24 protein-coding genes are annotated in these 25258 nt (G+C 68.1%); 16 read left to right on the forward strand and 8 right to left on the reverse strand.

What is annotated here, in order from left to right; genetic code table 11:
* Genes ACZ9CK_RS05725 through ACZ9CK_RS05735 form a run of 3 tightly spaced genes read left to right on the forward strand, consistent with a single transcriptional unit; the run spans window position 1 to window position 2133 of the window.
* Window positions 1–762: a CoA transferase subunit B gene (locus ACZ9CK_RS05725; protein ID WP_426302818.1), complete on the forward strand. Its 762-nt coding sequence runs from the start codon at window positions 1–3 to the stop codon at window positions 760–762.
* A complete protein-coding gene (locus ACZ9CK_RS05730) occupies window positions 759–1274 on the forward strand; it encodes a MaoC family dehydratase (protein WP_426302819.1) in 516 nt (171 codons plus the stop codon). The genes ACZ9CK_RS05725 and ACZ9CK_RS05730 overlap by 4 nt, the downstream gene beginning before the upstream one ends.
* Window positions 1261–2133, forward strand: coding sequence for an HpcH/HpaI aldolase/citrate lyase family protein (locus ACZ9CK_RS05735; protein WP_476049477.1), 873 nt, complete (start codon window positions 1261–1263; stop codon window positions 2131–2133). The genes ACZ9CK_RS05730 and ACZ9CK_RS05735 overlap by 14 nt, the downstream gene beginning before the upstream one ends.
* Before the next feature lie 89 nt (window positions 2134–2222).
* Here ACZ9CK_RS05735 and ACZ9CK_RS05740 read toward each other — a convergent pair whose 3' ends face one another.
* Complete coding sequence (locus ACZ9CK_RS05740) at window positions 2223–3680, reverse strand: lipase maturation factor family protein (protein WP_476049478.1); 1458 nt, start codon at window positions 3678–3680, stop codon at window positions 2223–2225.
* A gap of 119 nt (window positions 3681–3799) precedes the next feature.
* On the opposite strand from ACZ9CK_RS05740, the gene dxr reads away from it, so the two are divergent.
* The 6 genes from dxr to ACZ9CK_RS05770 all read left to right on the forward strand — a co-directional run bounded on the left by dxr (window position 3800) and on the right by ACZ9CK_RS05770 (window position 9608).
* On the forward strand, window positions 3800–4984 hold the full coding sequence (gene dxr, locus ACZ9CK_RS05745; protein WP_476049479.1) for a 1-deoxy-D-xylulose-5-phosphate reductoisomerase: 1185 nt from the start codon (window positions 3800–3802) through the stop codon (window positions 4982–4984).
* Between the two features lie 35 nt (window positions 4985–5019).
* Window positions 5020–6351: a M50 family metallopeptidase gene (locus tag ACZ9CK_RS05750; RefSeq protein WP_426302823.1), complete on the forward strand. Its 1332-nt coding sequence runs from the start codon at window positions 5020–5022 to the stop codon at window positions 6349–6351.
* Between the two features lie 96 nt (window positions 6352–6447).
* Window positions 6448–6741 carry a YciI family protein gene (locus ACZ9CK_RS05755; protein WP_476049480.1) on the forward strand — a complete coding sequence of 98 codons (294 nt, stop codon included), beginning with the start codon at window positions 6448–6450 and terminating at the stop codon, window positions 6739–6741.
* A gap of 42 nt (window positions 6742–6783) precedes the next feature.
* Window positions 6784–7950, forward strand: a complete 1167-nt coding sequence (gene ispG / locus ACZ9CK_RS05760) for a flavodoxin-dependent (E)-4-hydroxy-3-methylbut-2-enyl-diphosphate synthase (RefSeq protein WP_074589139.1) — start codon at window positions 6784–6786, stop codon at window positions 7948–7950.
* Window positions 7913–8797, forward strand: a complete 885-nt coding sequence (locus ACZ9CK_RS05765) for a GNAT family N-acetyltransferase (RefSeq protein ID WP_426303418.1) — start codon at window positions 7913–7915, stop codon at window positions 8795–8797. The genes ispG and ACZ9CK_RS05765 overlap by 38 nt, the downstream gene beginning before the upstream one ends.
* Window positions 8798–8870: 73 nt before the next feature.
* Window positions 8871–9608 (forward strand): hypothetical protein, encoded by a 738-nt coding sequence (locus tag ACZ9CK_RS05770; RefSeq protein ID WP_476049481.1) that lies wholly within the window; start codon window positions 8871–8873, stop codon window positions 9606–9608.
* Between the two features lie 39 nt (window positions 9609–9647).
* On the opposite strand, the gene ACZ9CK_RS05775 is transcribed toward ACZ9CK_RS05770, so the two are convergent.
* Genes ACZ9CK_RS05775 through ACZ9CK_RS05785 form a run of 3 tightly spaced genes read right to left on the reverse strand, consistent with a single transcriptional unit; the run spans window position 9648 to window position 11838 of the window.
* Window positions 9648–10280 carry a TetR/AcrR family transcriptional regulator gene (locus ACZ9CK_RS05775; RefSeq protein ID WP_476049482.1) on the reverse strand — a complete coding sequence of 211 codons (633 nt, stop codon included), beginning with the start codon at window positions 10278–10280 and terminating at the stop codon, window positions 9648–9650.
* Entirely contained in the window at window positions 10277–11020 is a 744-nt protein-coding gene (locus tag ACZ9CK_RS05780; protein ID WP_476050865.1) for an ABC transporter permease, read from the reverse strand. Before ACZ9CK_RS05780 ends, ACZ9CK_RS05775 begins: the two co-directional genes overlap by 4 nt.
* Before the next feature lie 11 nt (window positions 11021–11031).
* A complete protein-coding gene (locus ACZ9CK_RS05785) occupies window positions 11032–11838 on the reverse strand; it encodes an ABC transporter ATP-binding protein (protein WP_426303420.1) in 807 nt (268 codons plus the stop codon).
* A gap of 168 nt (window positions 11839–12006) precedes the next feature.
* On the opposite strand from ACZ9CK_RS05785, the gene ACZ9CK_RS05790 reads away from it, so the two are divergent.
* Both ACZ9CK_RS05790 and ACZ9CK_RS05795 read left to right on the forward strand, forming a co-directional pair.
* Window positions 12007–13818, forward strand: a complete 1812-nt coding sequence (locus tag ACZ9CK_RS05790; protein WP_426302828.1) for a proline--tRNA ligase — start codon at window positions 12007–12009, stop codon at window positions 13816–13818.
* Entirely contained in the window at window positions 13815–14606 is a 792-nt protein-coding gene (locus ACZ9CK_RS05795) for a sulfite exporter TauE/SafE family protein (RefSeq protein ID WP_476049483.1), read from the forward strand. Before ACZ9CK_RS05790 ends, ACZ9CK_RS05795 begins: the two co-directional genes overlap by 4 nt.
* Window positions 14607–14612: 6 nt before the next feature.
* Here ACZ9CK_RS05795 and ACZ9CK_RS05800 read toward each other — a convergent pair whose 3' ends face one another.
* A complete protein-coding gene (locus tag ACZ9CK_RS05800; protein WP_426302830.1) occupies window positions 14613–15335 on the reverse strand; it encodes an alpha/beta fold hydrolase in 723 nt (240 codons plus the stop codon).
* 72 nt (window positions 15336–15407) lie between these two features.
* On the opposite strand from ACZ9CK_RS05800, the gene ACZ9CK_RS05805 reads away from it, so the two are divergent.
* Window positions 15408–16793, forward strand: a complete 1386-nt coding sequence (locus tag ACZ9CK_RS05805; RefSeq protein WP_426302831.1) for a pyridoxal phosphate-dependent decarboxylase family protein — start codon at window positions 15408–15410, stop codon at window positions 16791–16793.
* Window positions 16794–16821: 28 nt separating this feature from the next.
* Here the strand turns inward: ACZ9CK_RS05805 and ACZ9CK_RS05810 are convergent, their stop codons facing one another.
* The 3 genes from ACZ9CK_RS05810 to ACZ9CK_RS05820 form a co-directional block, all read right to left on the reverse strand.
* Window positions 16822–17844 carry an aminoglycoside phosphotransferase family protein gene (locus tag ACZ9CK_RS05810; protein ID WP_426302832.1) on the reverse strand — a complete coding sequence of 341 codons (1023 nt, stop codon included), beginning with the start codon at window positions 17842–17844 and terminating at the stop codon, window positions 16822–16824.
* 81 nt (window positions 17845–17925) lie between these two features.
* Window positions 17926–18654 (reverse strand): VIT1/CCC1 transporter family protein, encoded by a 729-nt coding sequence (locus ACZ9CK_RS05815; RefSeq protein ID WP_426302833.1) that lies wholly within the window; start codon window positions 18652–18654, stop codon window positions 17926–17928.
* Between the two features lie 51 nt (window positions 18655–18705).
* On the reverse strand, window positions 18706–19728 hold the full coding sequence (locus tag ACZ9CK_RS05820; protein ID WP_476049484.1) for a ferritin-like domain-containing protein: 1023 nt from the start codon (window positions 19726–19728) through the stop codon (window positions 18706–18708).
* 192 nt (window positions 19729–19920) lie between these two features.
* Between ACZ9CK_RS05820 and rimP the strand changes: the two genes are divergently transcribed.
* From rimP to infB, 4 genes are all read left to right on the forward strand, one after another.
* Window positions 19921–20529, forward strand: coding sequence for a ribosome maturation factor RimP (rimP, locus tag ACZ9CK_RS05825; protein WP_426302835.1), 609 nt, complete (start codon window positions 19921–19923; stop codon window positions 20527–20529).
* On the forward strand, window positions 20529–21509 hold the full coding sequence (gene nusA / locus ACZ9CK_RS05830; RefSeq protein WP_426302836.1) for a transcription termination factor NusA: 981 nt from the start codon (window positions 20529–20531) through the stop codon (window positions 21507–21509). Before rimP ends, nusA begins: the two co-directional genes overlap by 1 nt.
* A 231-nt stretch (window positions 21510–21740) precedes the next feature.
* Window positions 21741–22094 carry a YlxR family protein gene (locus tag ACZ9CK_RS05835; protein WP_426302837.1) on the forward strand — a complete coding sequence of 118 codons (354 nt, stop codon included), beginning with the start codon at window positions 21741–21743 and terminating at the stop codon, window positions 22092–22094.
* Window positions 22095–22246: 152 nt separating this feature from the next.
* A complete protein-coding gene (infB, locus tag ACZ9CK_RS05840) occupies window positions 22247–25081 on the forward strand; it encodes a translation initiation factor IF-2 (RefSeq protein WP_476049485.1) in 2835 nt (944 codons plus the stop codon).
* The last annotated feature ends 177 nt before the right edge of the window (window positions 25082–25258 follow it).

The raw sequence follows: 25258 nt of genomic DNA on the forward strand, positions 1-25258 counted from the left end.
ATGGAAAGCACTTCACCGGAAGCACCGCCGCGTCCCGAAGCGGTCCGCCACGGCTACCGGGAAGCCGCCGTCGGGCATTCCCCTGAGGACGCCGGAACCAAGGGCTGGACCCGCAACGAACTGGCTGCCCGGGTGGCCCAGGAACTGAGCAACGGCCAGTACGTCAACCTCGGCATCGGCATGCCCACGCTGATTCCCAACTACATCCCCGCCGGCGTCGAGGTGGTGCTGCACTCGGAGAACGGGATCCTGGGCGTGGGCCCATACCCGGCCGAGGACGCCGTGGACCCGGACCTCATCAACGCCGGCAAGGAAACGGTCACCGTCAACAAGGGCGCCGCGTTCTTCGACTCCGCCCAGTCCTTCGGCATGATCCGCGGCGGGCACGTGGACGTCGCCGTCCTCGGCGCCATGGAAGTGGCCCAGAACGGAGACCTCGCCAACTGGATGATCCCGGGCAAGATGGTCAAAGGCATGGGCGGGGCCATGGACCTGGTGTTCGGCGCCAAGAAGGTCATCGTGATGATGGAACACGTGGACCGCAACGGCAATCCGAAGATCGTGGAGAACTGCTCGCTGCCGCTCACCGGCAAGGGCTGCGTCAACCGGATCATCACCGACCTGGCCGTGATCGACGTCGTGCACGAAGGAGGCGCTTCCCGGCTGGTGCTGCGCGAACTGGCCCCCAACGTCACGGTCGAGGACGTGGCCGCGGCCACCGGTGCGCAGGTCTTCGAAGAGGACCAGGAGCTGACGGTTTGACGGACGAGCCCACCGTTCACGAACAGCGCGTGATCCTGCAGCGCGGCCTGTACTTCGAAGAGCTCCAGGAAGGCGTGGTGTACGCTCACCGCCCGGGCCGCACCGTCACGGAAACGGACAACGTCCTGTTCACCACGCTGACCATGAACACCCAGGCCCTGCACCTGGACGCCGCGTGGAGCGCCGGCCAGCCATTCGGGCAGCGCCTGGTGAACTCGATGTTCACCCTTGCCACCGTGGTGGGGCAGTCCGTGCCGCAGCTGACGCAGGGCACCATCGTGGCCCAGCTGGGCCTGAGCGATGTCTCCTTTCCGCATCCGCTCTTCCACGGAGATACCCTGTACACCGAAACGGTGGTCACCGAAAAACGACTTTCCAGCTCACGGCCGGGCCAGGGCGTGGTGACCATGCGGCATACCGGCCGGAACCAGGACGGCGTGGTGGTGGCACTGGCCACCCGTTCCTGCCTGATGTGGACCAAGGAGGCTCACGAAACCCATGCCAGCAGCTGATCCGGCGCACACCGCAGGCGATCCCTTCACCATGGGGCCGGCGCTGCTGTTCTGCCCCGCGGACCGTCCCGAACGCTTCGGAAAGGCGGCCGAACGCAGCGACGCCGTCATCCTCGACCTCGAAGACGCCGTGGCGCCGGACGCGAAGCAGCGGGCCCGCGGGGCGATTCTGGCGCTCGTGGCAGCCGAAGGGCAGGCGGCCGAGCTGGATCCCAGCCGCACCATCGTGCGCGTCAACCCCGTGGGCAGCGGGGACTTCGCCAAGGACCTGCACTGCCTGGCGCACACCCCGTACCGCACGGTGATGCTTGCCAAAGCCGAGTCCGCGGAGCAGCTCCGGGCCCTGGCGGACTACCGGGTCATCGCCCTGTGTGAGACGGCCAAGGGCATCCTGAACGCCGCCGCGATCGCCGCCGAGCCGAACGTCGTTGCCCTGATGTGGGGCGCCGAGGACCTTATCGCGTCCATGGGCGGCACCTCCAGCCGGAACAACGACGGCGGCTACCGGGCCGTGGCGGTGCACTCCCGTTCCACGGTGCTGCTGGCCGCGAAGGCGCACGGCAAGGAGGCCATCGACGCCGTGTATGTGGACATCCCGGACCTCGACGGACTGACCGCGGAAGCCGGGGATGCCGTGGCCAGCGGCTTCGGCGCGAAGGCCTGCATCCACCCGAACCAGGTGGCCGCCGTCCGTGGCGCCTACGCGCCGTCGGACACAGCGCTCGCCGACGCCCGCGAACTGCTGGACGCCGCAGCCGCCGCCGGGACGGGCGTGTTCCAGCACAAAGGCAAGATGGTGGACGGCCCCGTCCTCCGCCACGCCGAAACCACGCTCCGCCGCGCAGGGCAACACCACTAACCCCTCCGCGAAACTAACCCCTGCGCGAACGTACAGTTGGGGCCCTGGTTTCAGCGTTTTTGGGGCGCCAAGTGTACGTTCGCGCAGTCCTACCTGGGGGAGCGCGGCAGGGACAGCGGCGGGATCGCCTCGTAGAGTTCCAGCCGGACCCAGCGCTCACCGTTTTCCCGGAACTCCGCCCGGCTCGCGAATCGGTAGAGGAAGGTGCGGACGCGCACCCAGCGGGGACGTCCGCCGTCGAACGGGTCCAGGCGCAGCAGGCGCAGCGTGGCGTGGTCGGCGTCGAGCAGTTTGTGCAGGAAGGCATAGAACCACGGCTCGTGGATGGTGCGCAGCGGCAGGAACCACATCAGCCAGTCAAGGCGCAGATGGTACGGCGCCCACTGACGCGGCAGGCGGCGGAGATCGCCGGGCTTGCCCTTGAAACCGTACTCGCGCCAGCCGTCGCCGTCGGGATCGGCGTCGAGCGTTCCCTCCACCACTACCTCCACCCGGTGCTTCGTGACGGTGCCGAACGCCCCGTAGGTGTTGACCAGCTGCCAGCGGTTGAAGCTGGCGTTCATCAGCTGCCCGCGGGAAAGCAGGTTGCGCAGGGGCTGGTAGCTGAGCACGAGCAGCAGTAGCGTCACGGCGAGCACGACGGCGGTCCACCACGCCGGGGACTGCGGGCCGCCCCCTGGGGAGCCGGCCGTTGCGGCGGCCGGGAGCCCGAAGATGGCCCGCAGCACCGGGTCACTGACGGCAGCGAACGCGAGGACGATCGCCGACCAGTTGAGCCAGGCGAAGTTCCCGCTGGCCACCAGCCAGAGCTGCGTGAAGATGACAATCCCGGCCGCGATGGACGCCAGCGGCTGCGGGGCGAAGAGGAAGAACGGCACCACCAGTTGGGCGAAATGGTTTCCCAACACCTCCATGCGGTGCACGGGCTTCGGCAGCAGGTGGGCCTGGCGGCTCAAGGGTCCGGGCATCGGCTGGGTTTCGTGGTGGTAGTACAGGGCGGTCAGGTCCCGCCATTCGCTGCCGCCGCGGATCTTGATCATGCCCGCGCCGAACTCCAGCCGGAACAGCAGCCAAAGCAGCAGGAGCAGGATGGTCCGTGGCGGCGGGACCTGCTCGGACCCCAGGAATGCCACGGTGAAGCCGAGCTCCAGCAGCAGCATTTCCCAGCCGAAGCCGTAGAAGGTCTGGCCCACGTTGACCACCGACATGTACAGCCCCCACAGCGCCAGGAACACCAGCAGGGGAACCCATGGCGGCCCCAGTTGCGGGAGCCCCGCCACCAGCAGGAGCGCCAGCACCATCCCTGCCAGGCAGACGAGGCGCAGCAGCCGGTCCGAATAGCGCCAACGGAAAAGGCTGGGCCGGCCGTAATTCCGTGAACGTTCCACATACCGCGGAACGGGAAGCAAGCCGTGCTCGCCCAGCAGCGCGGGGAACTGGTTGAACGAGGAAAGGAAGGCGATGAAGAACAGCGCCGCCGTACCGCGCTGCAGGACCTGCCGGGCAAATCCATAGTCCGGCGCCTCCAGGAACCACACCCAGTCCACGACTCAACGCTACGCCCGCTCCGTCAGAGTTCAATCGGGCCGAGTTCAATCGGGCCGAGTTCAATCGGGCAGAGTTCAATCGGGCACAGGGGGTCAACCGGGTGCGGGATACTTGATCCATGCAGCCCCGCAAGATCGTCCTCCTCGGCTCCACCGGTTCCATCGGCACCCAGGCGATTGACGTCGTCGACGCCGCCCCGCACCTTTTCGAGGTCGTGGCACTGAGCGCAGGGGGAGGAAACCTGCCGCTGCTTGCGCAGCAGGCGGTCCATACCCGAGCCAAGGCGGTGGGAATCGCCGAGGGCGATCCGCGCGCCCTGCAGGGATTGATCGACGGCGCCGCGTCCGCAGCCGGGCTCCGGAACTTCCGCCCCGCCATCATCACCGGCCCCGACGCGTCCAGCAAGATCGCGGCCATCGAGGCCGACGTCGTCCTCAACGGCATCACCGGCTCCATCGGCCTGGCCCCGACCCTGGCTGCGCTGGGTTCCGGCGCGACGCTGGCGCTGGCCAACAAGGAATCCCTCATCGTCGGTGGCGCCCTCGTGAAGGCCGCCGCCGCGGAAGGGCAGATCGTCCCTGTCGACTCCGAACACTCCGCCCTGGCCCAGTGCCTGCGCTCCGGGACAGCGGGCGAGGTGGAGAAGCTCATCCTCACGGCCTCCGGCGGACCCTTCCGCGGACTCAGCCGGGAACACCTCCGGGACGTCAGCCCGGCCGAAGCCCTGGCCCACCCCACCTGGGACATGGGCCTCATGGTCACCACCAACTCGGCCACCTTGGTCAACAAGGGCCTCGAGGTGATCGAGGCGCACTTGCTCTTCGACGTCCCGCTGGACCGGATCGAGGTGGTGGTCCACCCGCAGTCCGTGGTGCACTCCATGGTGCAGTTCGTGGACGGCTCCATCATCGCCCAGGCTTCGCCGCCGGACATGCGCCTGCCGATCGCCCTGGGCCTGGGCTGGCCGGACCGGGTTCCCAACGCCGCGAAGGCCTGCGACTGGAGCCAGGCCACCAGCTGGACCTTTGAACCCCTCGACCCGGTGGCGTTCCCCGCCGTGGACCTTGCCAAGGACGCCGCGAAGCAGGGGAGCACCTTCCCGGCGGTCTTCAACGCGGCCAACGAGGAAGCCGTACAGGCCTTCCACGCAGGCCGGATCCGCTTCACGGACATCGTGGACACGGTGGAGGCCGTCCTCAGCGAGCATTCAGGTTCCTCGGAGCTGACGCTGGACTCCGTGCTGCAAGCTGAACTGTGGGCACGCACACGCACCCACGATCGTTTAGCCAGCAGCACGGTCTAACACGCACGAGCACGTAGGAAGCAGCACCACCAGGCATGAGTCCCGTCATTCTCTTCATCCTCGGAGTCGTCTTCGTCGCCCTCGGCGTTGCTGTCTCGATCGCGCTCCACGAGGTGGGGCACCTGCTTCCGGCGAAGCTGTTCAAGGTCCGTGTCACCAAGTACATGATCGGTTTCGGGCCCACCATCTGGTCCCGGCGCAAGGGCGAGACCGAGTACGGTTTCAAGGCCCTGCCCCTGGGCGGCTACGTGGCGATGATCGGCATGTACCCGCCGAACAAGGAGGACGGCAGTGTCCGGCCCTCCAGCACGGGCATGTTCCAGACGCTGGCCAGCGAAGCCCGCTCGGCGGCCCATGAGGAAGTCGGCCCGGGCGATGAGAACCGGGTTTTCTACAAGCTGCCCGTGTGGAAGAAAATCATCATCATGCTGGGCGGCCCGGCCATGAACATGCTGATCGGCTTGGCCCTCACCGCCGTACTGCTCATGGGCTTCGGGATTTCCACGCCCACCACCACCTTGGCGGACGTCTCCAAATGCCAGGTCAAGGAGGGCGAGACGGTCGACCCGGATTCGGCGGCCTGTACGCCCACTCCCGCCGCGCTCGCAGGCCTCAAGCCGGGCGACACGATCCTCACCTTCGATGGCCAGGCCGCCGGAACCTGGCCGGAGCTGTCCACCCGGATCCGGGCCTCCGCGGGCCGCACCGTGGAGATCACGGTCCAGCGGGACGGCCGGACCATCACGTCGCAGGTCACCCCTGTGCTGTCCTCCCGCCCGGTCATCGGCGACGACGGCCGGCAGGCGAAGGGGGCGGACGGCAAGCCGCTGTACCAGGAGGTCGGCTTCCTCGGCATCGGTTCGCGGACCGCGCTGGTGCCCCAGCCGGCGTCGAGCGTCCTGCCCATGGCGGGGGAGAACATCAAGCAGATCTCCGGCGTCATCCTCAACCTCCCGGCCCGTGTGGCCGGCGTTGCCCAGGCCGCCTTCAGCTCCGAACCGCGTGACCCCAACGGACCCATCAGCGTGGTGGGCGTCGGACGAGTGGCGGGCGAAGTCGCGGCCATGGAAGAGGTCCCGGTGCAGGCCCGGCTGGCCACCCTGGTGGGCCTGCTCGGCGGGTTGAACTTCGCCCTGGCGGTGTTCAACCTGATTCCGCTGCTGCCGCTCGACGGCGGCCATATCGCCGGCGCCCTCTACGAAGGCGTGCGGCGCCGCATCGCGAAGCTGTCCGGCAAACCGGACCCAGGCGCTTTCGACATCGCCAAGCTGCTGCCCCTGACGTATGTGGTGGCCGGTCTGCTCATGGCGATGGGTGCCTTGCTGATCTATGCGGATATCGTCAAACCGGTGAATCTCTTTGGCTGAGCCCTGCGCGCTGAGCCCTGAGCGCGGAGGCTGCGCGTGCGGAATGCCACCCGTGCGAAGTCCGCTCCCGTCCGGCCTTGGCGATAGGGTATCGGTATGACTGTTTTCGCTGTTGAGTACGTTTACGACGCCGAGTCCGCCGCAGTGCGCGACGAGCACCGCCCGGCACACCGCGCCTGGACCGCAGAGCTCGCCGAGCAGGGGACGTTGCTGGCTTCCGGCCCTTACGCCGACGGTTCCGGCGCCCTGCTGCTGGTCCGCGCCGCCGACGAAAGCGAACTGAACGCCATCCTCAAGCAGGATCCCTTCGCCATTGCCCAGGGCCTGGCCAGCATCCGCACCAGCGCCTGGAACCCCGTGATCGGCCTGCTCGCCGCGCACGTTTCCTAACGAACCCTCCCCCCGATCCACCTCAAAACCCAAGGAGTCCACGTGACCTCGGTCAGCCTGGGAATGCCGTCAGCCCCGCCACCCGTCCTTGCGCCGCGCCGCAAGACGCGCCAGATCAAGGTGGGCTCCGTGGGCGTTGGATCCGATTCGCCCATCAGCGTGCAGTCGATGACCACCACGCCCACCACGGACATCAACGCCACCCTGCAGCAGATCGCCGAACTCACGGCGGCCGGTTGTGACATCGTGCGCGTGGCCTGCCCCTCGGCCGATGATGCCGAGGCGCTGCCGATCATCGCCCGCAAGTCCCAGATCCCGGTGATCGCGGACATCCACTTCCAGCCGAAGTACGTCTTTGCGGCCATCGAGGCCGGCTGTGCCGCGGTGCGCGTGAACCCCGGCAACATCCGCAAGTTCGATGACCAGGTCAAGGAGATCGCCCGGGCAGCCAAGGACCACGGCACCTCCATCCGGATCGGCGTCAACGCCGGGTCCCTGGAGCCGGGCATCCTGAAGAAGTACGGTAAGGCCACCCCCGAGGCGCTGGTCGAATCCGCGGTCTGGGAAGCTTCCCTGTTCGAGGAGCACGGCTTCCACGACTTCAAGATCTCCGTCAAGCACAACGACCCCGTGGTCATGGTGGCCGCCTACGAAATGCTCGCCGAAAAGGGCGACTGGCCGCTGCACCTCGGCGTCACCGAGGCGGGCCCGGCCTTCCAGGGCACCATCAAGTCGGCCACGGCCTTCGGTGCGCTCCTGTCCAAGGGCATCGGAGACACCATCCGGGTGTCGCTTTCCGCCCCGCCCGTGGAGGAAATCAAGGTCGGCAACCAGATCCTGCAGTCCCTGAACCTGCGCCCGCGCAAGCTGGAAATCGTCTCCTGCCCGTCCTGTGGCCGCGCCCAGGTGGACGTCTACACCCTCGCCGAGCAGGTCACCGCGGGCCTGGAAGGCATGGAGGTTCCGCTGCGCGTGGCCGTGATGGGCTGCGTCGTGAACGGGCCGGGCGAGGCCCGTGAGGCAGACCTCGGCGTTGCGTCCGGCAATGGCAAGGGCCAGATCTTCGTGAAGGGTGAGGTCATCAAGACTGTCCCTGAGAGCGAAATTGTTGAGACACTGATCGAAGAGGCTATGCGCATAGCTGAAGAGATGGGGGAGGCCGATGGCGAAGATGCTGTCAAGGGTAGCCCCGTGGTTAGCGTCTCGTAACGAGACTGCGCCGGGCGGAGTAACCGTCCGGATCCTGGAGGGCGCCGATACGGCGCAATTGCGCGCGCTTGCACTGGAAGACCCGGTGGCGAATGTGTTCATTCTGTCCCAGCTGGGTTCGCACGGGAGTGCCTCGCCGACGGCGGCGGGTGCCCGGATTTTCGGAGCGTTCGACGGCGGCACGCTCCTGGGTGCCTGTTGGGCCGGGGCGAACCTGGTGCCGGTCCAGCTGGATCCCGGGCTGGCCCCGTACATCGCCGAGGCGGTGCACCGGGCAGGCCGCCGCTACGCGTCGATCTTCGGTCCCGCCGAAACGGTGCTCGCGCTCCATGCGGCCTTGGTGCCGCACGGACACCTGCCCCACGAGGTGCGCGCCGAACAGCCTTTGATGGCCATCAGCGGCGAACCGGCCGTCCCGGCCAACCCGCAGCTCGGCTTCGGCGACATGGCCGACTTCGAGCTGATCCTGCCCGCCTGCGCCGCGATGTTCGAAGAGGAAGTGGGCTACTCGCCGTTCCTTGGCGGCGAGGACTTCTATAGCAGGCGGGTGGCCGGCCTGATCCGGCAGGGACATTCGCTGGTGCACATCGACGGCGGCCGGGTGCTCTTCAAGGCCGAGCTCGGAGCCGTGACTCCGGAGGTGAGCCAGGTACAGGGAGTGTGGCTCAATCCCGAGATCCGCGGACAGGGCCTGAGCGCCGGCTATATGGCCGCCGTCGTGCAGCTCGCGCGCACATTCGCCCCCGTCACCAGCCTCTACGTGAACCACTACAACCTGCGTGCGCGGGCTAGTTATGAACGGGTGGGATTCCAGCAGCTGGGAACCTTCGCTACTGTGCTCTATTAATGCAGGGGGCACTCGGAATGACCTGCAGCCAAACTGCAGGCCAACCGGCCCGTTCGCATCCTCTGGGGGAAGCATGACCACGCCACACCGCATTATCCTGGCCCTCGCGGCCGCCGCCGTCCTGTCCGTCTCGGCCTGCGCGGCCCCGGCCTCGGCGCCGTCCTCCGCGCCGGTCCAAAGCAAGACCCCCACACCGACGCCCACCCCGACCATGGCCTTCAAGAAATACACGAACGCCGAGCTGGCGGAACTGTTCGAAAGCGTCGACAACGCCGAAGGGTCACCGTTCGTCGCGATGCCGGAAGACCAGCTGCTGAAGGGAGTTGACGCGGCCAAGAAGTTGCTCACGTCGGTGAAGGTCACCCCGGCCGTGTGCGGCGGTGCCGCCCTCACAGGTGGCTTCGAGGCAACTCAGGGGGCGAGCATGGCGGTTGCTACCTCGAGACCGTCGGGCAGCGCGTCACCGGTCCAGACGGTGAGCCTCGTTTCCGGCGTGGATCAGGCGAAGCTCTCGGCTCTTTTCGCCAAGGGAAAGGAACAGAGCAAGAAATGCGGGCACGTCGTTGTTGAAATGGCGGGCCGGAAGGCGGAATCCTCCGTCGTGGAGGTCCCTGTTGCCACAGCGACTCCTGGCTCCTTCGCCGTGAAGTCGACCACCACCAGCAGCGTGGGAGTGATCACCCAAATCACGGTGACTGCCATCAAGGGCGGCGTCGTGATCAACAGCATGTACGTCAGTACCGGCAACGTTGCCTTGGAGACAAAACAGGCCGCCGACACTCTTGACGACGTCGCGGCCCTCATCAAGTAAGCGCTTTGCCGCAGGCGACGCCCCGGACATCCGCCGCCCTCACGGACCTTCCAAAGGCTCCGCGAGGTAGCGCCGGATGTTCGGGGCGACCAGCCTGACCACGTCGTCCGGCTCCGCCGAGGCCAGCGGCTCCAGCCGCACCACGTACCGCACCAGCATCAGGCCAACCACCTGCGTGGCCACGAGGTTTCCGCGCAATGCCCTTTCCTCCGGGGTGCCTGGAAGTCCGGTCATAATGCGCTGCAGGACGGTGCGGGAGACCAGCTCGCGGAGCATCGCCGTCTTGGCCTTGGACCCGATGGTCCCACGCAGGAACGCCACCAGGCTGTGCTGGGCCGGACTCTCCCAGAGCCGCAGCACGGCCCGCACGATTTCCTCCGCGCGCTGCCCGGGGTCGAGGGATTCGACGCCGGCCAGGACCTGTGCCGGATCGGCCGGAAGGTCCACGCTGAGCGCGAAGAGTTCATCCTTGCCCTTGAAGAAGTGGTGGACCAGGGCCGGATCCACCCCGGCCTCGCGGGCCACCTGGCGCAGGCTTGTGCCGTCGAAGCCGTGCTCCGCGAAGAGCCTGCGGGCCGTCGCCAGGATGAGTTCCCGCGAATCGTTCGAGCCGCCGCGGCGGCCCCGGCGGGACGCCGGCGCGGAACTGTGCAGCGCGGGAAGCCCGCTCATCGGGTCTGCCGCCTGAGGGTCAGCGATGCCAGCACCAGGACCACCAGCACGATGATCCCGATGGTCGTCGCGTCGTCCCACATGACGCGCGTGGCCTCGCTGTTGCCCGCGATTTCCTTGAGAGCGTCCACCGAGAACGTCAGCGGCATGACATTGGAAATGTTCTCCAGCACGTCGTTCATGCGCTCCCGCGCCACGAACAGGCCGCAGAGCAGGATCTGCGGAACCACCACCACGGGCATGAACTGCACTGCCTGGAACTCCGTGCCCGCGAAGGCCGAGCACAAAAGGCCCAGGGCGACCCCGAGCACCGCGTTGATCACGGCAATCATCACCACGTAACCCGGGCTGCCCTTGATGTCCAAGCCGAACACCCAGTACGCCACCGCGGTCGCCACGAGCGATTGCAGCGCCGCCATGATCGAGAACGCGATCGCATAGCCGAACAGCAGGTCCGCCTTGTGGATCGGCGTCGTCAGCAGGCGCTCGAGCGTCCCGGACGTCCGTTCGCGCAGCATGGTGATCGAGGTGACCAGGAACATCACCACGAACGGGAAGATCGCCAGCATCATCAGGCCCACACGGTCGAAGGTCCGCGGCATCCCGGGAGGCAGGGTTTCGTTCTCGTAGAGGTAGTACACGGCGGTCAGCAGCAGGGCCGGGACCACCAGGATCAATGCAATGCTGCGGCGGTCGTGCCGCAGCTGCTCCAGGACCCGCCGGCTGGTCGCCAGCATCATGCGGGGATTCATCACGCCACCTGGCTTTCATTGCGGTTCTGTCGGCTGGGCTTGTTTTCTGCCTCGCGGATCAGGTGCAGGAAGGCCTGTTCGAGGTCGGCGCTGCGGCCGCGTTCACCAAGTTCGGCCGGGGTGAGGCTGGCCATCAGCAGGCCCTCACGCAACAGCAGCAGCGAGGAGCAGTGGGAAGCCTCCTCCATCACGTGGCTGGAGACCAGCAGCGTGGTTCCGGCAGCCGCCATCGAGGCGAAGCGCTCCCACAGCTCCGCGCGCAGCACCGGGTCCAAGCCCACGGTTGGTTCGTCCAAGACCAGCAAGCTCGGCCGGGAAACCAAGGCACAGGCCAGCGACACCCGGCTGGACTCGCCTCCCGACAGGTCCGCGGTCCGCTGCCGGGCGAGGTCCTCGAGGCCGACGGCGGCGATCGCCTCGGCGGTGTCGGCCGCCGTCGCGCCGTGCATCGCCCCGAAGTACCGGACGTTCGCTTCGACGCTGAGGTCCGGATAGACGCTGGGGGACTGGGTGACATAGCCGACCTCATGCCGCAGGGCGGCGGAGCCGGCGGGCTTGCCCAGGACCGTGACGGTTCCGGAAGAAAGCCGCTGCGCCCCGACAATGGCCCGCATGAGCGTCGTCTTCCCGCTGCCGGAGGGGCCGAGCAGGCCGGTGATCCGGCCGGCGTCGATGGTGAAGTCCAGGCCCCGCAGGATCTTGGTCCGGCCGCGGTGGACGTGCAGTCCGCTGGCCTGGACGGCCGGCGGAACGGTGGGTGGTTCTGCCGCGTGCCGGTTCATGGCGTCCTCCAGGAATGAATTCATCACCTGATGAATTCAAGGTAGACCGGCCGCCGGTCACCGTCAATGGATCCTGCGCGGCGCCTGCACGGGGCCCGCGCGGCGGCGGGCGGCAAAGGGGCAGGCGGCCAGCCGGTAGATTAGTAGTCAGTAGTTTTTTGCCATCCCTTGCCACAGAAACGGATTTTGCCCGTGGTCGTTCGCCTCTCCCAGCTGTTCCTGCGCACCTTGCGTGAAGATCCCGTCGACGCCGAAGTCGCCAGCCACAAGCTGCTGGTACGTGCGGGCTACATCCGCCGCGCGGCTCCTGGCATCTACACCTGGCTGCCTCTGGGGCTGAGCGTGCTTCGCAAGGTCGAACAGATCATCCGCGAGGAAATGACCGCGATCGGCGCCCAGGAAGTGCACTTCCCGGCCCTGCTGCCCAAGGAGCCGTACGAGGCCACCAACCGCTGGACCGAATACGGCGAGGGCATCTTCCGGCTCAAGGACCGCAAGCAGGCCGACTACCTGCTCGCCCCCACGCACGAGGAAGTTTTCACCCTCCTGGTCAAGGACCTGTACTCCTCGTACAAGGACCTGCCCCTGAGCCTGTACCAGATCCAGAACAAGTACCGTGACGAGGCCCGTCCCCGCGCCGGCCTCCTCCGCGGCCGCGAGTTCATCATGAAGGACTCCTACTCCTTCGACGTGGATGACGCCGGCCTGGACGCCAGCTACGCCAAGCACCGCGCCGCCTACCTGAAGATCTTCGAACGCCTGGGCCTCGAGGTGGTCCCCGTTACCGCCACGGCCGGTGCCATGGGCGGGTCCAAGAGCGAGGAATTCCTGCACCCCACCGAGATCGGCGAAGACACCTTCGTCCGCTCCGCCGGCGGCTACGCAGCCAACGTCGAAGCCGTCACCACTGTGGCACCCGAGCCCATCGACTTCAGCAACGCCCCTGCGGCCCGCGTCCTGGACACCCCGGACACTCCCACCATCGAAACCCTCGTCGCCGCATCCAACGAGCTCGCCCCGCGCAGCGAAGCCGACGGCGGCGAATGGACTGCCGCCGACACCCTCAAGAACGTCGTCCTCGCCGTCACCCTGCCCACCGGTGAGCGCCAGCTCGTCGTCATCGGGGTCCCCGGCGACCGCGCCGTGGACCTCAAGCGGGTCGAAGCCAACATCGGTGCCTTCCTCCCGATTGCCGGCGAGATCGGCCTGGAAGCGGCCAACGAAGAGGACCTCAAGAAGAACCCCGCCCTCGTCAAGGGTTACATCGGCCCGGGCCTGTCCCTGGACGAGCCGCTGCTGGGCCTCGAAGGCAGCTCCAAGCTGCTGTTCCTGGTGGACCCGCGGATCGTGTCCGGCAGCAGCTGGGTCACCGGCGCCAACCTGGACGGCAAGCACGTCTTCGGCCTCGTCGCCGGCCGCGACTTCGGCTGGGACGGCGTCATCGAGTGCACCGAAGTGCGCGAAGGCGACCTCGCCCCGGACGGCAGCGGTCCGCTGGAACTGGCCCGCGGCATCGAGATGGGCCACATCTTCCAGCTCGGCCGCAAGTACGCCGAAGCCCTGGACCTGAAGGTCCTGGACCAGAACGGCAAGCAGGTCGTGGTGACCATGGGTTCCTACGGCGTCGGCGTCACCCGCGCGGTGGCTGCGCTGGCCGAATCCAACAACGACGAACGCGGCCTCGTCTGGCCGCGTTCCGTGGCGCCCGCTGACGTCCACGTCGTCGCCGTCGGCCGAGGCGAGGAAATCTTCGCCGCCGCGGAGAAGCTGTCGGCAGAACTGGAAGCCGCCGGCCTGGATGTCATTTACGACGACCGTCCCAAGGTTTCCCCCGGCGTGAAGTTCGGCGACGCCGAACTGGTGGGTGTTCCCACCATCCTGGCCGTCGGCAAGGGCCTGGCGAGCGGCGTCGTGGAGATCAAGGACCGCCGCAGCGGCGAGGCTGAGGACGTCGCCGTCGAAAAGGCCGTGGACTACGTGGTCAACGCCGTCCGCCAGAAGTGATTTCCGGCTTCGAATCGATCGAGGCCGCCACGCTCATCATGATCGTGGTGGCCGGCTTCGCCGCCGGCTGGGTGGACGCCGTGGTGGGTGGCGGGGGACTGATCCAGCTCCCCGCCCTCCTGCTGATCCCGGGCATCACCCCGGTCCAGGCGCTGGCCACCAACAAGATGGGCTCCATCTTCGGGACCGCCACCAGCGCCACCACCTACTACCGCAGGGTCGGCCCGGACCTGAAGACTGCTGTGCCGATGGCGGTGATCGCCCTCGCCGGAAGCTTCGGCGGGGCGCTGCTCGCGGCTAACCTGCCCGCCTCGGTGTTCAAGCCGATCATCGTGGTGGCGCTGGTCGTCGTCGCGCTGTTCACCGCCCTGCGGCCCAACGCCGGCGAGCTCACCGCCCTCCGGCACTACGGCCACCGGCACTATGTGGTGGCATGCCTGATCGGTGCGGTGATCGGCTTCTATGACGGGCTGATCGGCCCCGGCACCGGCTCCTTCCTGGTGATCGCCCTCGTCTCCGCGATGGGTTACGCCTTCCTCGAAGCCAGTGCCAAGGCCAAGATCGTCAACATGGCCACCAACGCCGGGGCGCTCCTGTTTTTCCTGCCGCACGGCTCCCTCCTGTGGGGCGTCGGCCTGCTGCTGGGCGCGGCCAACATGGCCGGTGGCTACCTTGGCGCCCGGACCGCCGTGAAGAAGGGCAGCAAGTTCGTCCGCGTGGTGTTCCTGCTGGTGGTGGCCGCCCTGATCATCAAGCTCAGCATCGACGTCTGGCAGGACCTGGCCTAAACGGCGCTACGGTGCCTTGCCGGCGTCGGCCGTACGTTCGACGGCGGCAAGGATGGCCGCGCCGAGCTCTTCCGGGCGGGTGAACTGCGGCCAGTGTCCGGTGGGCAGGTCCACGTACTCCACGTCCTTCATGCGGGCGAGCTCGGCGGTGAACGGCGAACCGGCCGCCATCCACTCATGGAGCATGCTGGACGGGAACTCGCAGGCGATGATCGTGGCCGGGACGTCATACCGCCGCTCGTCCTGCAGTCGCTGCTTGTCGAAAGCCACGCCCTTGGGCTGGGGGATGGCGCGGTTGCGGAACATCTCGCGGAGCTCTGCGTCCAGGTCCACGAGGTCGGCGTCCTCGAAGACGTCCCATGCGGGCAAGGGGATGTCGTCGCCCACAACCGGCAGTTCGTCGTTGATCACCCCGCCCTCGCCGAGCGGACCGCTGTCCACATAGATGGCACGCGCCACGCGCTCCGGGCGGGCATCCAGCACGCCGTGGATGATGGCACCGCCGCCGGAGTGGCCTACGAGCACCACCGGACCTTCGGCGTTGTCCACCGCAGCGGTAACTGCATCGATGTGGTCCCGCAGGCCGATTCCGGCGCGCGGGGCATTAACAGACTCAAGGCCCGGCAAGGTCAAAGGCGTGACCCGGTGGCCGGCGTCGACGAGCGGCGGGGTCACCTCCGACCAGGACGAGGCATCCAACCAGAACCCGGGAACAAGGATGATTTCCATGGTCCGTACCCTACGACGGGCCACTGACAAGAAGCCATGTCTTCGCGCAGCACACAGGCGTAGCATGCTCGCATGTGGGCCGATTCCGGTGAGTACGAGCGGGTTCTCGGGCGGGCAGCGGAGCACGCCAAAGAATGGTTGCAGGCGTTGCCGGGGCGGACCGTGCGGCCGACCCTCACAGCAGACCAGATCGCGGAAATGTTCGGCGGGCCCCTGCCGGCGGAGGGCATGGATCCGGAGAAGCTCATCGACTTCCTGGCCCGGAACGCCGAGCCCGGCCTCATGGCCATGCAGTCCGGCCGTTTTTTCGGCTGGGTGATCGGCGGTACCTTGCCGTCGGCCATGGCGGCGGACTGGCTCGTCTCGGCATGGGACCAGAACACCGGGCTGCGCTTTGCCACGCCGGCCACGGCGGGGATCGAACAGGCCGCTGGCCAATGGCTGCTGGAGCTCCTGGGACTACCGGAAGGCTCCGACGTCGGATTCACCACCGGGGCGAGCATGGCCAATTTCACCGCCTTGGCGGCGGCGCGCTGGCGCCAGCTGGAGGCCGCCGGCTGGGATGTGAACGCCAATGGCCTCAACGGCGCCCCGGCGCTGCGGGTCCTGGTCGGGGCCGAGCGCCACGAGAGCCTGGACATGGCGCTGCGCTTCCTCGGACTCGGCGCACCGGAGGTGGTTTCGGCGGACGCCCAGGGCAGGATCGAGGGGCCGGCGCTGCGCCGCGCCCTCGAGTCCGGCAGCGGGCCCGCGATCGTCTGCCTGCAGGCCGGGAATCTCCATTCAGGCGCCTTCGATCCGTTCGCCGAAGCCATCGCCGCCGCGAAGGAGCACGGCGCGTGGGTCCACGTTGACGGTGCCTTCGGGCTCTGGGCGGCCGCGGTGCCGGAGCTGCGGCCGCTGTGGGACGGGGTGGCCCTGGCCGATTCCTGGGGGACCGACGCCCACAAGACCCTGAACGCCCCGTACGACGCCGGGATCGTGGTGGTGCGCGACGTCGCCGCACTGCGCCCCGCCATCGGCATGCACGCCGAGTACCTGCCGCAGGACAGCCACGGGCCGGGGGACCCGATGGAAAAGTCGCCGGAACTGTCCCGCCGTGCCCGCGGGGTTCCAGTCTGGGCCGCGTTGCGCGCCCTGGGGGCCGACGGCGTCCGCGCCCTGGTTGCCGGACGTGCGGCCTGCGCGGCGGAACTGGCAGCCCGCCTCACCGCCGTGCCCGGCGTCGAGGTGCTCAACGACGTCGTCTACACGCAACTGTCCCTGGCCTTCGGCAACGACGCCCGCACGAGGGCCGTGACCGACTACATCATGGCCGACGGCAGGGTGTGGATGTCCGGCTCCCGCTGGCACGGCAGGGACATCCTCAGAGTCTCGGTCAGCAACTGGTCCACTGACAGCGATGACCTGGATACGGCCGTGCAGACCATCAGGGACGCCCTTGCCGCGACGGCCTAGTTCGCGGCCGCCTAGCTAAGGGCGACGCCTAGCTCAGGGCGGCGCCACCAGGGGCCGGCAATTCGTGGGCGGCGGGCAGGCCCTCCAAGGTCCGCCCGGCCAGGGTGCTGGCAACCCACAAGGAGCGGGCGAGGTCGCCGTCGTGCCCGGGCTTCGCGGCGTACCACAGCGCGTTCTCCACCTCCCGGGTGAGGCTCCATTGCCGGGCCGTTTCCGGGTCCAACCCCGCGGCGTTGCTGAAGTCGTGGCAGCGCTCGAGAAGCGCCAGCTCGGGGGAGGACTGCGGCAGCTCGCCAATCCGGTTCCACAGCACGGGGGCAACCCCGAACTCGGCCTCACCGATCACCGGCTGCGGATCGATGGCGCGGTAGCTGCCGGCGTCGGGAGCATCACCGGTTCCGGGAAGGGGAAGGATGTTCATGAAATGGAGGTCGGCGTGGACCAGGACGTCCTTGCCCGCCCGCCGGCCCACGGCGCCGCGGGTCTGGCACACCTCCAGGGCAGCTTCCAGGAGCCAGCGGGGGAACGGCCGGCCAAGTTGTTCCCAGTCGGCGGGAAGCTCGTCGCTCCAGCGCTCGGCCTTCGCCGCCGCGTGCTCGAACTCTTCCCAGACCGGGCCGTCGCCGGAATCAATGCTGAGTTCCCGCATCACCGTCCCCCAGGCGTCGCGCGCGTGGTCCAGCGGAACATCCTGCAGCCAGCGGCCGGCGTCGAGACGCTCCAGGAGCATGGCACATGTTTCCTGCTCCGCTTCGAGCAGGCGCACCGCGCCATGGCCGTTCCACAACGCCAGGGCGTGGCTTTCAGTCAAGGCCTCGGGGTGCGGAAACGCGACCTTAAGCACAACGGCCACGCCGTCCCGCAATACCGGCACCACGATTCCGCCGTGGCCGTTCCACGGCTCCGCCCCGGCGGGAAGATCGAGGGTCAGCTCCCAGCGCTCCATGCCCGCCTCGAGGTAGCCGGGAAGCGCAGCCAGCCACGCCCTGCCCTCCGCGGTACGCGAATAGCGGGCCCGCAGATCGGCCGGGACCGGAATATGGCTGCTCATACCCGTCAGCCTATCGCCACCCCTTTCTCGGGCCCGGGAACCCCGTCGCGGCCCCATGGAGCGGCGGGAGGTGTCTAAGCCTCAGATGATCCCGCTGGACCCCAGCAGGCTGCCGAGGCTGAATGTCGCTGCCAGGGCAAGGGCGCCGCCAACTACCACGCGGACGGCGGCCCGCGTCCTGGAGCTGCCGCCGATCCAGGCACCCACCGCACCGGTCAGCGCCAGCGCCAGTAGCACCGAAGCGAACGTCAATGGTACCCGCAAAGCCGGCGGGGGAAGGAGGATTGAAAGCAAGGGGAGCAGGGCACCCAGGGTGAAGGCGACCGCGGACGCGAACGCGGCGTGCCATGGGCTCACGATGCCGTCCTCGTCGATGTTCAGCTCGGCGGACAGATGGGCCGCGAGGGCGTCGTGGGCGGTCAGTTCCTTCGCCACGGTCCAGGCTGTCCCGGAGGTGAGCCCCTTGGCCTCATAGATGGCGGCCAGTTCGGCCAGTTCCTCTTCGGGCTGTTCCTCGAGTTCCCGGCGTTCCTTCTCGATCAGGGCCTTTTGGCTGTCGCTTTGGCTGCTGACGGACACATACTCGCCCAGAGCCATCGACACCGCACCGCCCAGTGCGCCCGCCGCGCCGGCTGCGAGGATCGCACCCGTGTTGGTGGTGGCACCGGCCACGCCGACCACGATCGCTGCAACCGAAACAATCCCGTCGTTGGCCCCGAGGACGCCGGCCCGCAACCAGTTCAGGCGCCGGGCGATGTCATTCTCGTGCGGTTCGTTGTCGTGATGCGAGGCTTTTTCCGTGGATGCCATGGCTCCAGCCAAGCACCCCAGGGCGGCGGGCGCCAGCGAAGTAAGGCTGGCCTACCGCTGGGGAGCGGAGGTGCTTTCCGGAAGTCCCGGCAAGGCCGCAGGGTCGACGGGCAGGCCAGGCAGTGCTCCCGGCAGCGTGCCCCAGGATTCCAGCCGACGGGCACCGTCCAGCAATCCGGCCATGGCCCATCGGCGGGTTTCGCCGTCCGAAAGTGCCACCAGTTCGCCGTAGGCAGCGAGCGTGGCCGACTCCTGTTCCCCGAGCGCCGCGGCTGCCTGGGTCCCGAAGTCCGCCGGCAGCCGGTACCCGGCTTCGCGCGGCGGCGGTTCGGTGCAGTGCACGCGGGCCAGGGCCTCGGCCTCGCGCAACAGCTCCTGGTGGCGGGCGAGATCCCCGGCGGCCGTTCCGGCATCGGGTCCGTCAAGCCGGGTGAGGGCGACCTGGTAGACGTAGACAGCCTTCTGTTCGGCGCCCACGACGGCGGCCAGTGCGTCTCCGGCGCCCGCCGGGTCAGCCTCGCCGGCCGGAGGCGCTGCCGTCGTCGTGCCCGCGCCGGAAGTGCAGGTGGGCGCAGCTGCGGGGGAGGGCGCAGCTGCGGGGGAGGGCGCCGCCGTCGGAAGAGCCAGGGAAGGTCCGGCCGGCGCGGGCAGTCCCCACGCCCCTGCCAGCCGTACCGACTCCAGCAGCTGCGCTGTGCCGACGGCGGCAAGCAGGCGGGCCGTCCCGCCGTCGCTCTTTCCGGCGTCGGCCAGGCGTTGCGCCGCACTGCGGGAGAGCCGGGCGAGGAACGCGGCTTTCGAAGAAGGCCCCGCGGGAGCCGAGGAGACCGCAGCGGACCAAGCAGCAGTGGGCGACGCCGGGGCAGGGGCGAGCAGCGCCCGCGCCTGGGTTTCCAGCAGCGCCGCTGTGGCAGGCGCGCTGCCGGCGGCCGAGGCGTCCACCAGCAGCGCGCGGGTTTCGGCGTAGGCGGCGGCCTTCGCGGCTTCGGAAAACGGCGGCTCCGGGGCAGGCCCGTCGTTGGCCGGCAGCAGCACCGCCCCGGTGCCCAGGACGAGGACTGCGAGCAAAGACACAAGCACGGCCTTCACCCAGCCGTGGGGCCCATGGTTTTCCGCAGGGCGCTCCGGATTTTCCGCAGTCTCGTCATTCACAACAGTCCATGGTGTCATGTGCAGGGGCCGCCGGCGGAACCGCGGTGCACCACCTCGCCGTGAAACTCGATACCCTAGTACTCACAACAACATCGAACGGGAGGCGGCTGGCCAGTGAGTGATTCGGAAGCCAGGACTTCAACAGACCAGGCTGGAGCACAGGCGGCAGCCGCCGGCAACCCCGAAGAAAGCAGGCTCAAGGCACTGCTGGAACCAGTGGTCCAGGCCAGCCGGCTATACCTTGAAGACGTCACCGTCCAGGTCGCAGGTTCGCACCGCACGGTCCAGGTGGTCATCGACCTCCCGCAGGAGGAAACCGGCGGCGTGAGCCTTGACGTCATCGCCGAGATCTCCCGGGCCCTGTCCGATGTGTTGGACAACGATCCCCACGACGACGGCCGGCCGTACGACCTCGAAGTCTCCTCGCCCGGCGTTTCCCGTCCGCTGACCGAGCCCCGCCACTGGCACCGCGCACGCGGCCGCATGGTCAAGGTCAACGTCATCCAGGGCGAAAACCTCACCGGAAGGATCCAGTCCGTCGACGACGACGGCGTGACCCTGATTCCGGAACTCGAGGTCAAGAAGGGGATGAAGCCCAAGCATGGCGACCCCGTGAAGCTTCCTTTCGACAGGATCCGGCAAGGAAAAGTCGAAATTGAATTCAGCCACCTCGACGAGGCCGGGCTGGTAGACGAACACGATGGACCTTCCGAGGAGGCCTGATGGATATTGACATGAGCGCGCTGAGACTACTGGAGCGTGAGCGCGAAATCCCGCTGGACCTCCTGATCCCCACCATCGAACAAGCCCTCCTGGTGGCCTACCACAAGACGCCCGGCGCCTACGAAAAGGCCCGTGCCGAGCTGGACCGCAAGAGCGGCCACGTGACCATCTGGGCCACCGAGTTCAACGACGACGGCGAAGCTGTCGGCGAGTTCGAGGACACCCCGGACGGTTTCGGCCGGATCGCGGCCAGCACCGCTCGCCAGATCATCCTGCAGCGCCTGCGCGACGTCGAGGACGACAACGTCCTGGGCGAATTCAAGGGCCGCGAAGGCGAACTGGTGGCAGGCCTGATCCAGCAGGGCAACAACCCGCACATGATCCAGGTCAACCTCGGCACCGTCGAGGCCCTCCTGCCGCCGCCCGAACAGGTTCCCGGCGAGAAGTACACCCACGGCAGCCGCCTGCGCGCCTACGTGGTGGACGTACACCGCGGTGCCAAGGGCCCCTCGATCACACTGTCCCGTTCGCACCCCGGCCTGGTCCGGAAGCTGTTCGAACTGGAAGTTCCGGAGATCGCGGACCGTTCGGTCGAGATCGTTGCCCTGGCCCGTGAAGCCGGCCACCGGACCAAGATGGCCGTCAAGGCCAACGTCGCGGGCATCAACGCCAAGGGCGCGTGCATCGGCGAAATGGGTTCCCGCGTGCGCGCCGTCATGACCGAACTGAATGACGAAAAGATCGACATCGTCGACTTCAGCGACGATCCTGCGACCTTCATCGCCAACTCGCTGTCGCCATCGCGTGTGAATTCCGTCACCATCATCGACGAGTCCACCCGCTCCGCCCGCGTAGTGGTCCCGGACTACCAGCTGTCGCTCGCGATCGGCAAGGAAGGGCAGAATGCCCGCCTCGCGGCCAAGTTGACCGGCTGGCGCATCGACATCGTCTCCGACGCCGCGCAGGGCCACGGCAACTAGCCGGCCGGCAGGTCCCTTCGGAAGCCCGGCCGCGCCGTCCCCGGATTCGGTGGCCGGGCACCCGGGGGACTAGACTGGTTGGAGCCGGGCTTGCGTCCGGTATCCGTTTTCCTTGGCGCTGCGTTGATTTGCGTTGCTTTGAATTAGGTGGCGCCGCCCCTCGGGGCGGCCTGCCCTTCCGGGCGGTGCCGGGAAACAGGAACGAAGAAGGACGGGTATAGGACACTGAGGATGGTTGAACACCCAGTGGCCGCACCCCTTTCAAGCGGGCACCAGCCCGTGCGGACCTGCATCGGATGCCGGAAACACGGAGCACGGAATGAGCTGATCCGGCTTGTCGCCGAAGGCGGCGGGTCACCCGTCGTCCTGGTGGATGTACGACGCCGGATGGCTGGCCGGGGTGCGTGGCTGCACCCCAGCGGCAACTGCCTGATGCTGGCAACCAAACGGCGCGCCTTCGCCCGGGCCCTCGCGGGCGCGAGCGACACAGCCGCCGTCGAACGCTACCTCGCAGGCATGCCACCCGCGGAGGCTCCGGCCGCCGCGGAACAACCGTCCAAACCTGAAAGCGGGTCAGAAAACTGATGGAAACCCGATGAGTTCCCAGCGATGAGTACGCAACGATGACAACTTTGTTGCGCTCTGCACAGGGCCTTGCAGCTGCATGCGCGGCGGAGGCCCGCAGTAAGAAGTAGACGGTTCGTACCTGGCTCGGTGCGGACCGAGACAGGAGAAAAGTGGCCAAGTACCGCGTCCACGAGCTCGCGAAAGAGCTCGGAATCACCTCCAAGGAAGCAGTGACCAAACTGCAGGAACTGGGCGAATTCGTCCGTTCCGCTTCCTCCACCATCGAAGCTCCCGTTGTGCGGAAGCTTCGCAACGCCTACCCGGGTGCCGGTGCCGCCAAGGCAGACGCCCCCGTGGCGCCCAAGGCCCCCGCCGCCCCGAAGGCTCCGGTAGCCTCGAACGCACAGGCTGCTCCGGTTGCCTCGCGCCCGGGTCCGGTTCCCGGCCCGGCCGCGCCCAAGGCTCCCGCGCCGGCAGCACCTGCTGCTCCGGCTGCGCCCAGCGCTGCAGCCCCGGCAAACCCCGTTTCCGCCAAGCCCGGCGCTCGTCCGGCTCCGCGCACCGAAGCTCCGGCTCCGTCACGTCCGGGCCAGGCTCCGCGCCCCGGCGGCCCCCGTCCGGGCAACAACCCCTTCGCAACGTCCCAGGGCATGCCCCGCGGCCGCGGTGAAGGCGACCGTGCTCCGCGCCCGGGCAACAACCCCTTTGCAACCTCCCAGGGCATGCCGCGTCCCGGCGGCGCCCGCACGGAAGGCGAACGTCCCGGCGGTCCGCGTCCTGCAGCAGCTGGCGCCGGCGGTCCCCGTCCGGCAGCCGGTGCAGGCGGACCCCGCCCCGGCGCACCGCGTCCGGGCGCCCCGCGCCCCGGCGCACCGCGTCCCGGCGGCCCCCGCCCGACTCCGGGCATGATGCCCAACCGCACCGAACGTCCGGCGCCTGGCGCAGGCCGTCCGGGCGGTGCCGGTCGTCCCGGCGGCCCCGGCCGTCCGGGCGGTGCTCCCGGCACCGGCGGCGGCGGAGCTCCCGCAGGCGGCGGCTTCGGCAAGGGCGGCCGCGGCCGCGGCGGTACCCAGGGTGCCTTCGGCAAGGGCGGCGCAGGCCGTGGCAAGCAGCGTAAGTCGAAGCGTGCAAAGCGTCAGGAACTGGAGCAGATGAGTGCTCCGTCCCTGGGCGGCGTTTCGGTGCCCCGCGGCGACGGCAACACTGTTGTCCGCCTCCGCCGTGGCTCCTCCATCACGGACTTCGCCGACAAGATCGAGGCAAACCCCGCTGCACTGGTGACCGTGCTGTTCCACCTGGGTGAGATGGCCACCGCCACGCAGTCCCTCGACGAGGACACCTTCGCCCTGCTGGGCGAGGAACTGGGCTACAAGGTCCAGGTCGTGTCTCCGGAAGACGAAGAGCGCGAGCTGCTGGATTCCTTCGACATCGACCTCGACGCCGAACTGGAAGCCGAAGGCGACGACGTCCTCGAACCGCGCCCGCCGGTAGTCACGGTCATGGGCCACGTCGACCACGGTAAGACCCGACTGCTGGATGCCATCCGCAAGACCAACGTGGTGGCCGGCGAGCACGGTGGCATCACCCAGCACATCGGTGCCTACCAGATCAGCCATGAGCACGAAGGTGCCATGCGCGACATCACCTTCATTGACACCCCCGGTCACGAGGCGTTCACCGCCATGCGTGCCCGTGGTGCGAAGGTCACCGACATCGCCATCCTGGTGGTCGCGGCCGACGACGGCGTCATGCCGCAGACGGTCGAAGCGCTCAACCACGCCCAGGCTGCCAACGTGCCGATCGTCGTCGCGGTCAACAAGATCGACAAGGACGGCGCCAACCCGGACAAGGTCAAGGGCCAGCTCTCCGAGTACGGCCTGGTTCCCGAAGAATATGGTGGCGACACCATGTTCGTTGAGGTCTCTGCCCGCCAGAACCTCAACATCGACGAACTGATCGACGCCGTGCTGCTCACCGCGGATGCCGCGCTCGACCTGCGCGCCAACCCGGACAAGGACGCTCGCGGTATCGCGATCGAAGCCAACCTGGACAAGGGCCGCGGTTCCGTGGCCACCGTCCTGGTGCAGTCCGGTACCCTGGCCGTCGGCGACACCATCGTTGCCGGCACCGCCCACGGCCGTGTCCGTGCAATGTTCGACGAGGACGGCAACGCCCTCGACGTCGCGCTGCCGTCCCGCCCGGTCCAGGTCCTCGGCCTGTCCAACGTGCCGCGCGCCGGTGACACCTTCCTGGTGACCCCGGACGAGCGTACGGCCCGCCAGATCGCCGAAAAGCGCGAGGCAGCCGACCGCAACGCGGCACTGGCCAAGCGCCGCAAGCGGATCAGCCTGGAAGACTTCGACAAGGCCGTTGCCGAAGGCAAGATCGACACCCTCAACCTCATCCTCAAGGGTGACGTATCCGGTGCCGTGGAAGCCCTCGAAGACGCCCTGCTCAAGATCGATGTGGGCGACGAGGACGTGCAGCTGCGCGTCATCCACCGCGGTGTGGGTGCCATCACGCAGAACGACGTCAACCTCGCCACCGTGGACAACGCGATCATCATTGGCTTCAACGTCAAGCCGGCTGAGCGCGTTGCTGAACTGGCCGACCGCGAAGGCGTGGACATGCGCTTCTACTCGGTCATCTACTCGGCGATCGACGACATCGAGCTCGCACTCAAGGGCATGCTCAAGCCGGAGTACGAAGAATTCCAGCTGGGTACCGCCGAGGTCCGCGAAGTCTTCCGTTCCTCCAAGTTCGGAAACATCGCCGGCTCGATCGTCCGCTCGGGCATCATCCGCCGTAACACCAAGGCGCGCGTATCCCGCGACGGCAAGGTCATCGGCGAGAACCTCACGGTTGAGACGCTCAAGCGCTTCAAGGACGACGCCACCGAGGTCCGCACGGACTTCGAGTGTGGTATCGGCCTGGGGTCCTTCAACGACATCGCCGAAGGCGACATCATTGAGACCTTCGAGATGCGCGAGAAGCCGCGCGTCTAAGGTAACTATCGGCCGGGGCGCCTCACCTGCCGCTACGGCGGTATGGGGCCCCGCCCCTTCGCCGGAAGGCTCACGATCTGCGATCGTGAGCCTTCCGGTTCAGAAAGGCCCGATGCCACTCCCGGGCCCCCATGCCGCCTTCGCGGCTTGGGCGTCCGGCAGTCCGTCTAGACTCGC

The sequence above is a fragment of the Arthrobacter sp. TE26545 genome, assembly GCF_056279005.1.

What these genes read in the sequence shown, in the direction of transcription:
- ACZ9CK_RS05800 (WP_426302830.1), bottom strand. Translation starts at nt 15,335, where the DNA reads ATGGAAATCATCCTTGTTCCCGGGTTCTGGTTGGATGCCTCGTCCTGG.
- ACZ9CK_RS05810 (WP_426302832.1), bottom strand. Translation starts at nt 17,844, where the DNA reads ATGAGCAGCCATATTCCGGTCCCGGCCGATCTGCGGGCCCGCTATTCG.
- ACZ9CK_RS05725 (WP_426302818.1), top strand. Translation starts at nt 1, where the DNA reads ATGGAAAGCACTTCACCGGAAGCACCGCCGCGTCCCGAAGCGGTCCGC.
- ACZ9CK_RS05775 (WP_476049482.1), bottom strand. Translation starts at nt 10,280, where the DNA reads ATGAGCGGGCTTCCCGCGCTGCACAGTTCCGCGCCGGCGTCCCGCCGG.
- ACZ9CK_RS05785 (WP_426303420.1), bottom strand. Translation starts at nt 11,838, where the DNA reads ATGAATTCATTCCTGGAGGACGCCATGAACCGGCACGCGGCAGAACCA.
- ACZ9CK_RS05755 (WP_476049480.1), top strand. Translation starts at nt 6,448, where the DNA reads ATGACTGTTTTCGCTGTTGAGTACGTTTACGACGCCGAGTCCGCCGCA.
- ACZ9CK_RS05815 (WP_426302833.1), bottom strand. Translation starts at nt 18,654, where the DNA reads ATGGCATCCACGGAAAAAGCCTCGCATCACGACAACGAACCGCACGAG.
- ACZ9CK_RS05765 (WP_426303418.1), top strand. Translation starts at nt 7,913, where the DNA reads ATGCTGTCAAGGGTAGCCCCGTGGTTAGCGTCTCGTAACGAGACTGCG.
- ACZ9CK_RS05835 (WP_426302837.1), top strand. Translation starts at nt 21,741, where the DNA reads ATGGTTGAACACCCAGTGGCCGCACCCCTTTCAAGCGGGCACCAGCCC.
- ACZ9CK_RS05780 (WP_476050865.1), bottom strand. Translation starts at nt 11,020, where the DNA reads ATGATGCTGGCGACCAGCCGGCGGGTCCTGGAGCAGCTGCGGCACGAC.
- ACZ9CK_RS05735 (WP_476049477.1), top strand. Translation starts at nt 1,261, where the DNA reads ATGCCAGCAGCTGATCCGGCGCACACCGCAGGCGATCCCTTCACCATG.
- ACZ9CK_RS05770 (WP_476049481.1), top strand. Translation starts at nt 8,871, where the DNA reads ATGACCACGCCACACCGCATTATCCTGGCCCTCGCGGCCGCCGCCGTC.
- nusA (WP_426302836.1), top strand. Translation starts at nt 20,529, where the DNA reads ATGGATATTGACATGAGCGCGCTGAGACTACTGGAGCGTGAGCGCGAA.
- ACZ9CK_RS05805 (WP_426302831.1), top strand. Translation starts at nt 15,408, where the DNA reads ATGTGGGCCGATTCCGGTGAGTACGAGCGGGTTCTCGGGCGGGCAGCG.
- ACZ9CK_RS05750 (WP_426302823.1), top strand. Translation starts at nt 5,020, where the DNA reads ATGAGTCCCGTCATTCTCTTCATCCTCGGAGTCGTCTTCGTCGCCCTC.
- dxr (WP_476049479.1), top strand. Translation starts at nt 3,800, where the DNA reads ATGCAGCCCCGCAAGATCGTCCTCCTCGGCTCCACCGGTTCCATCGGC.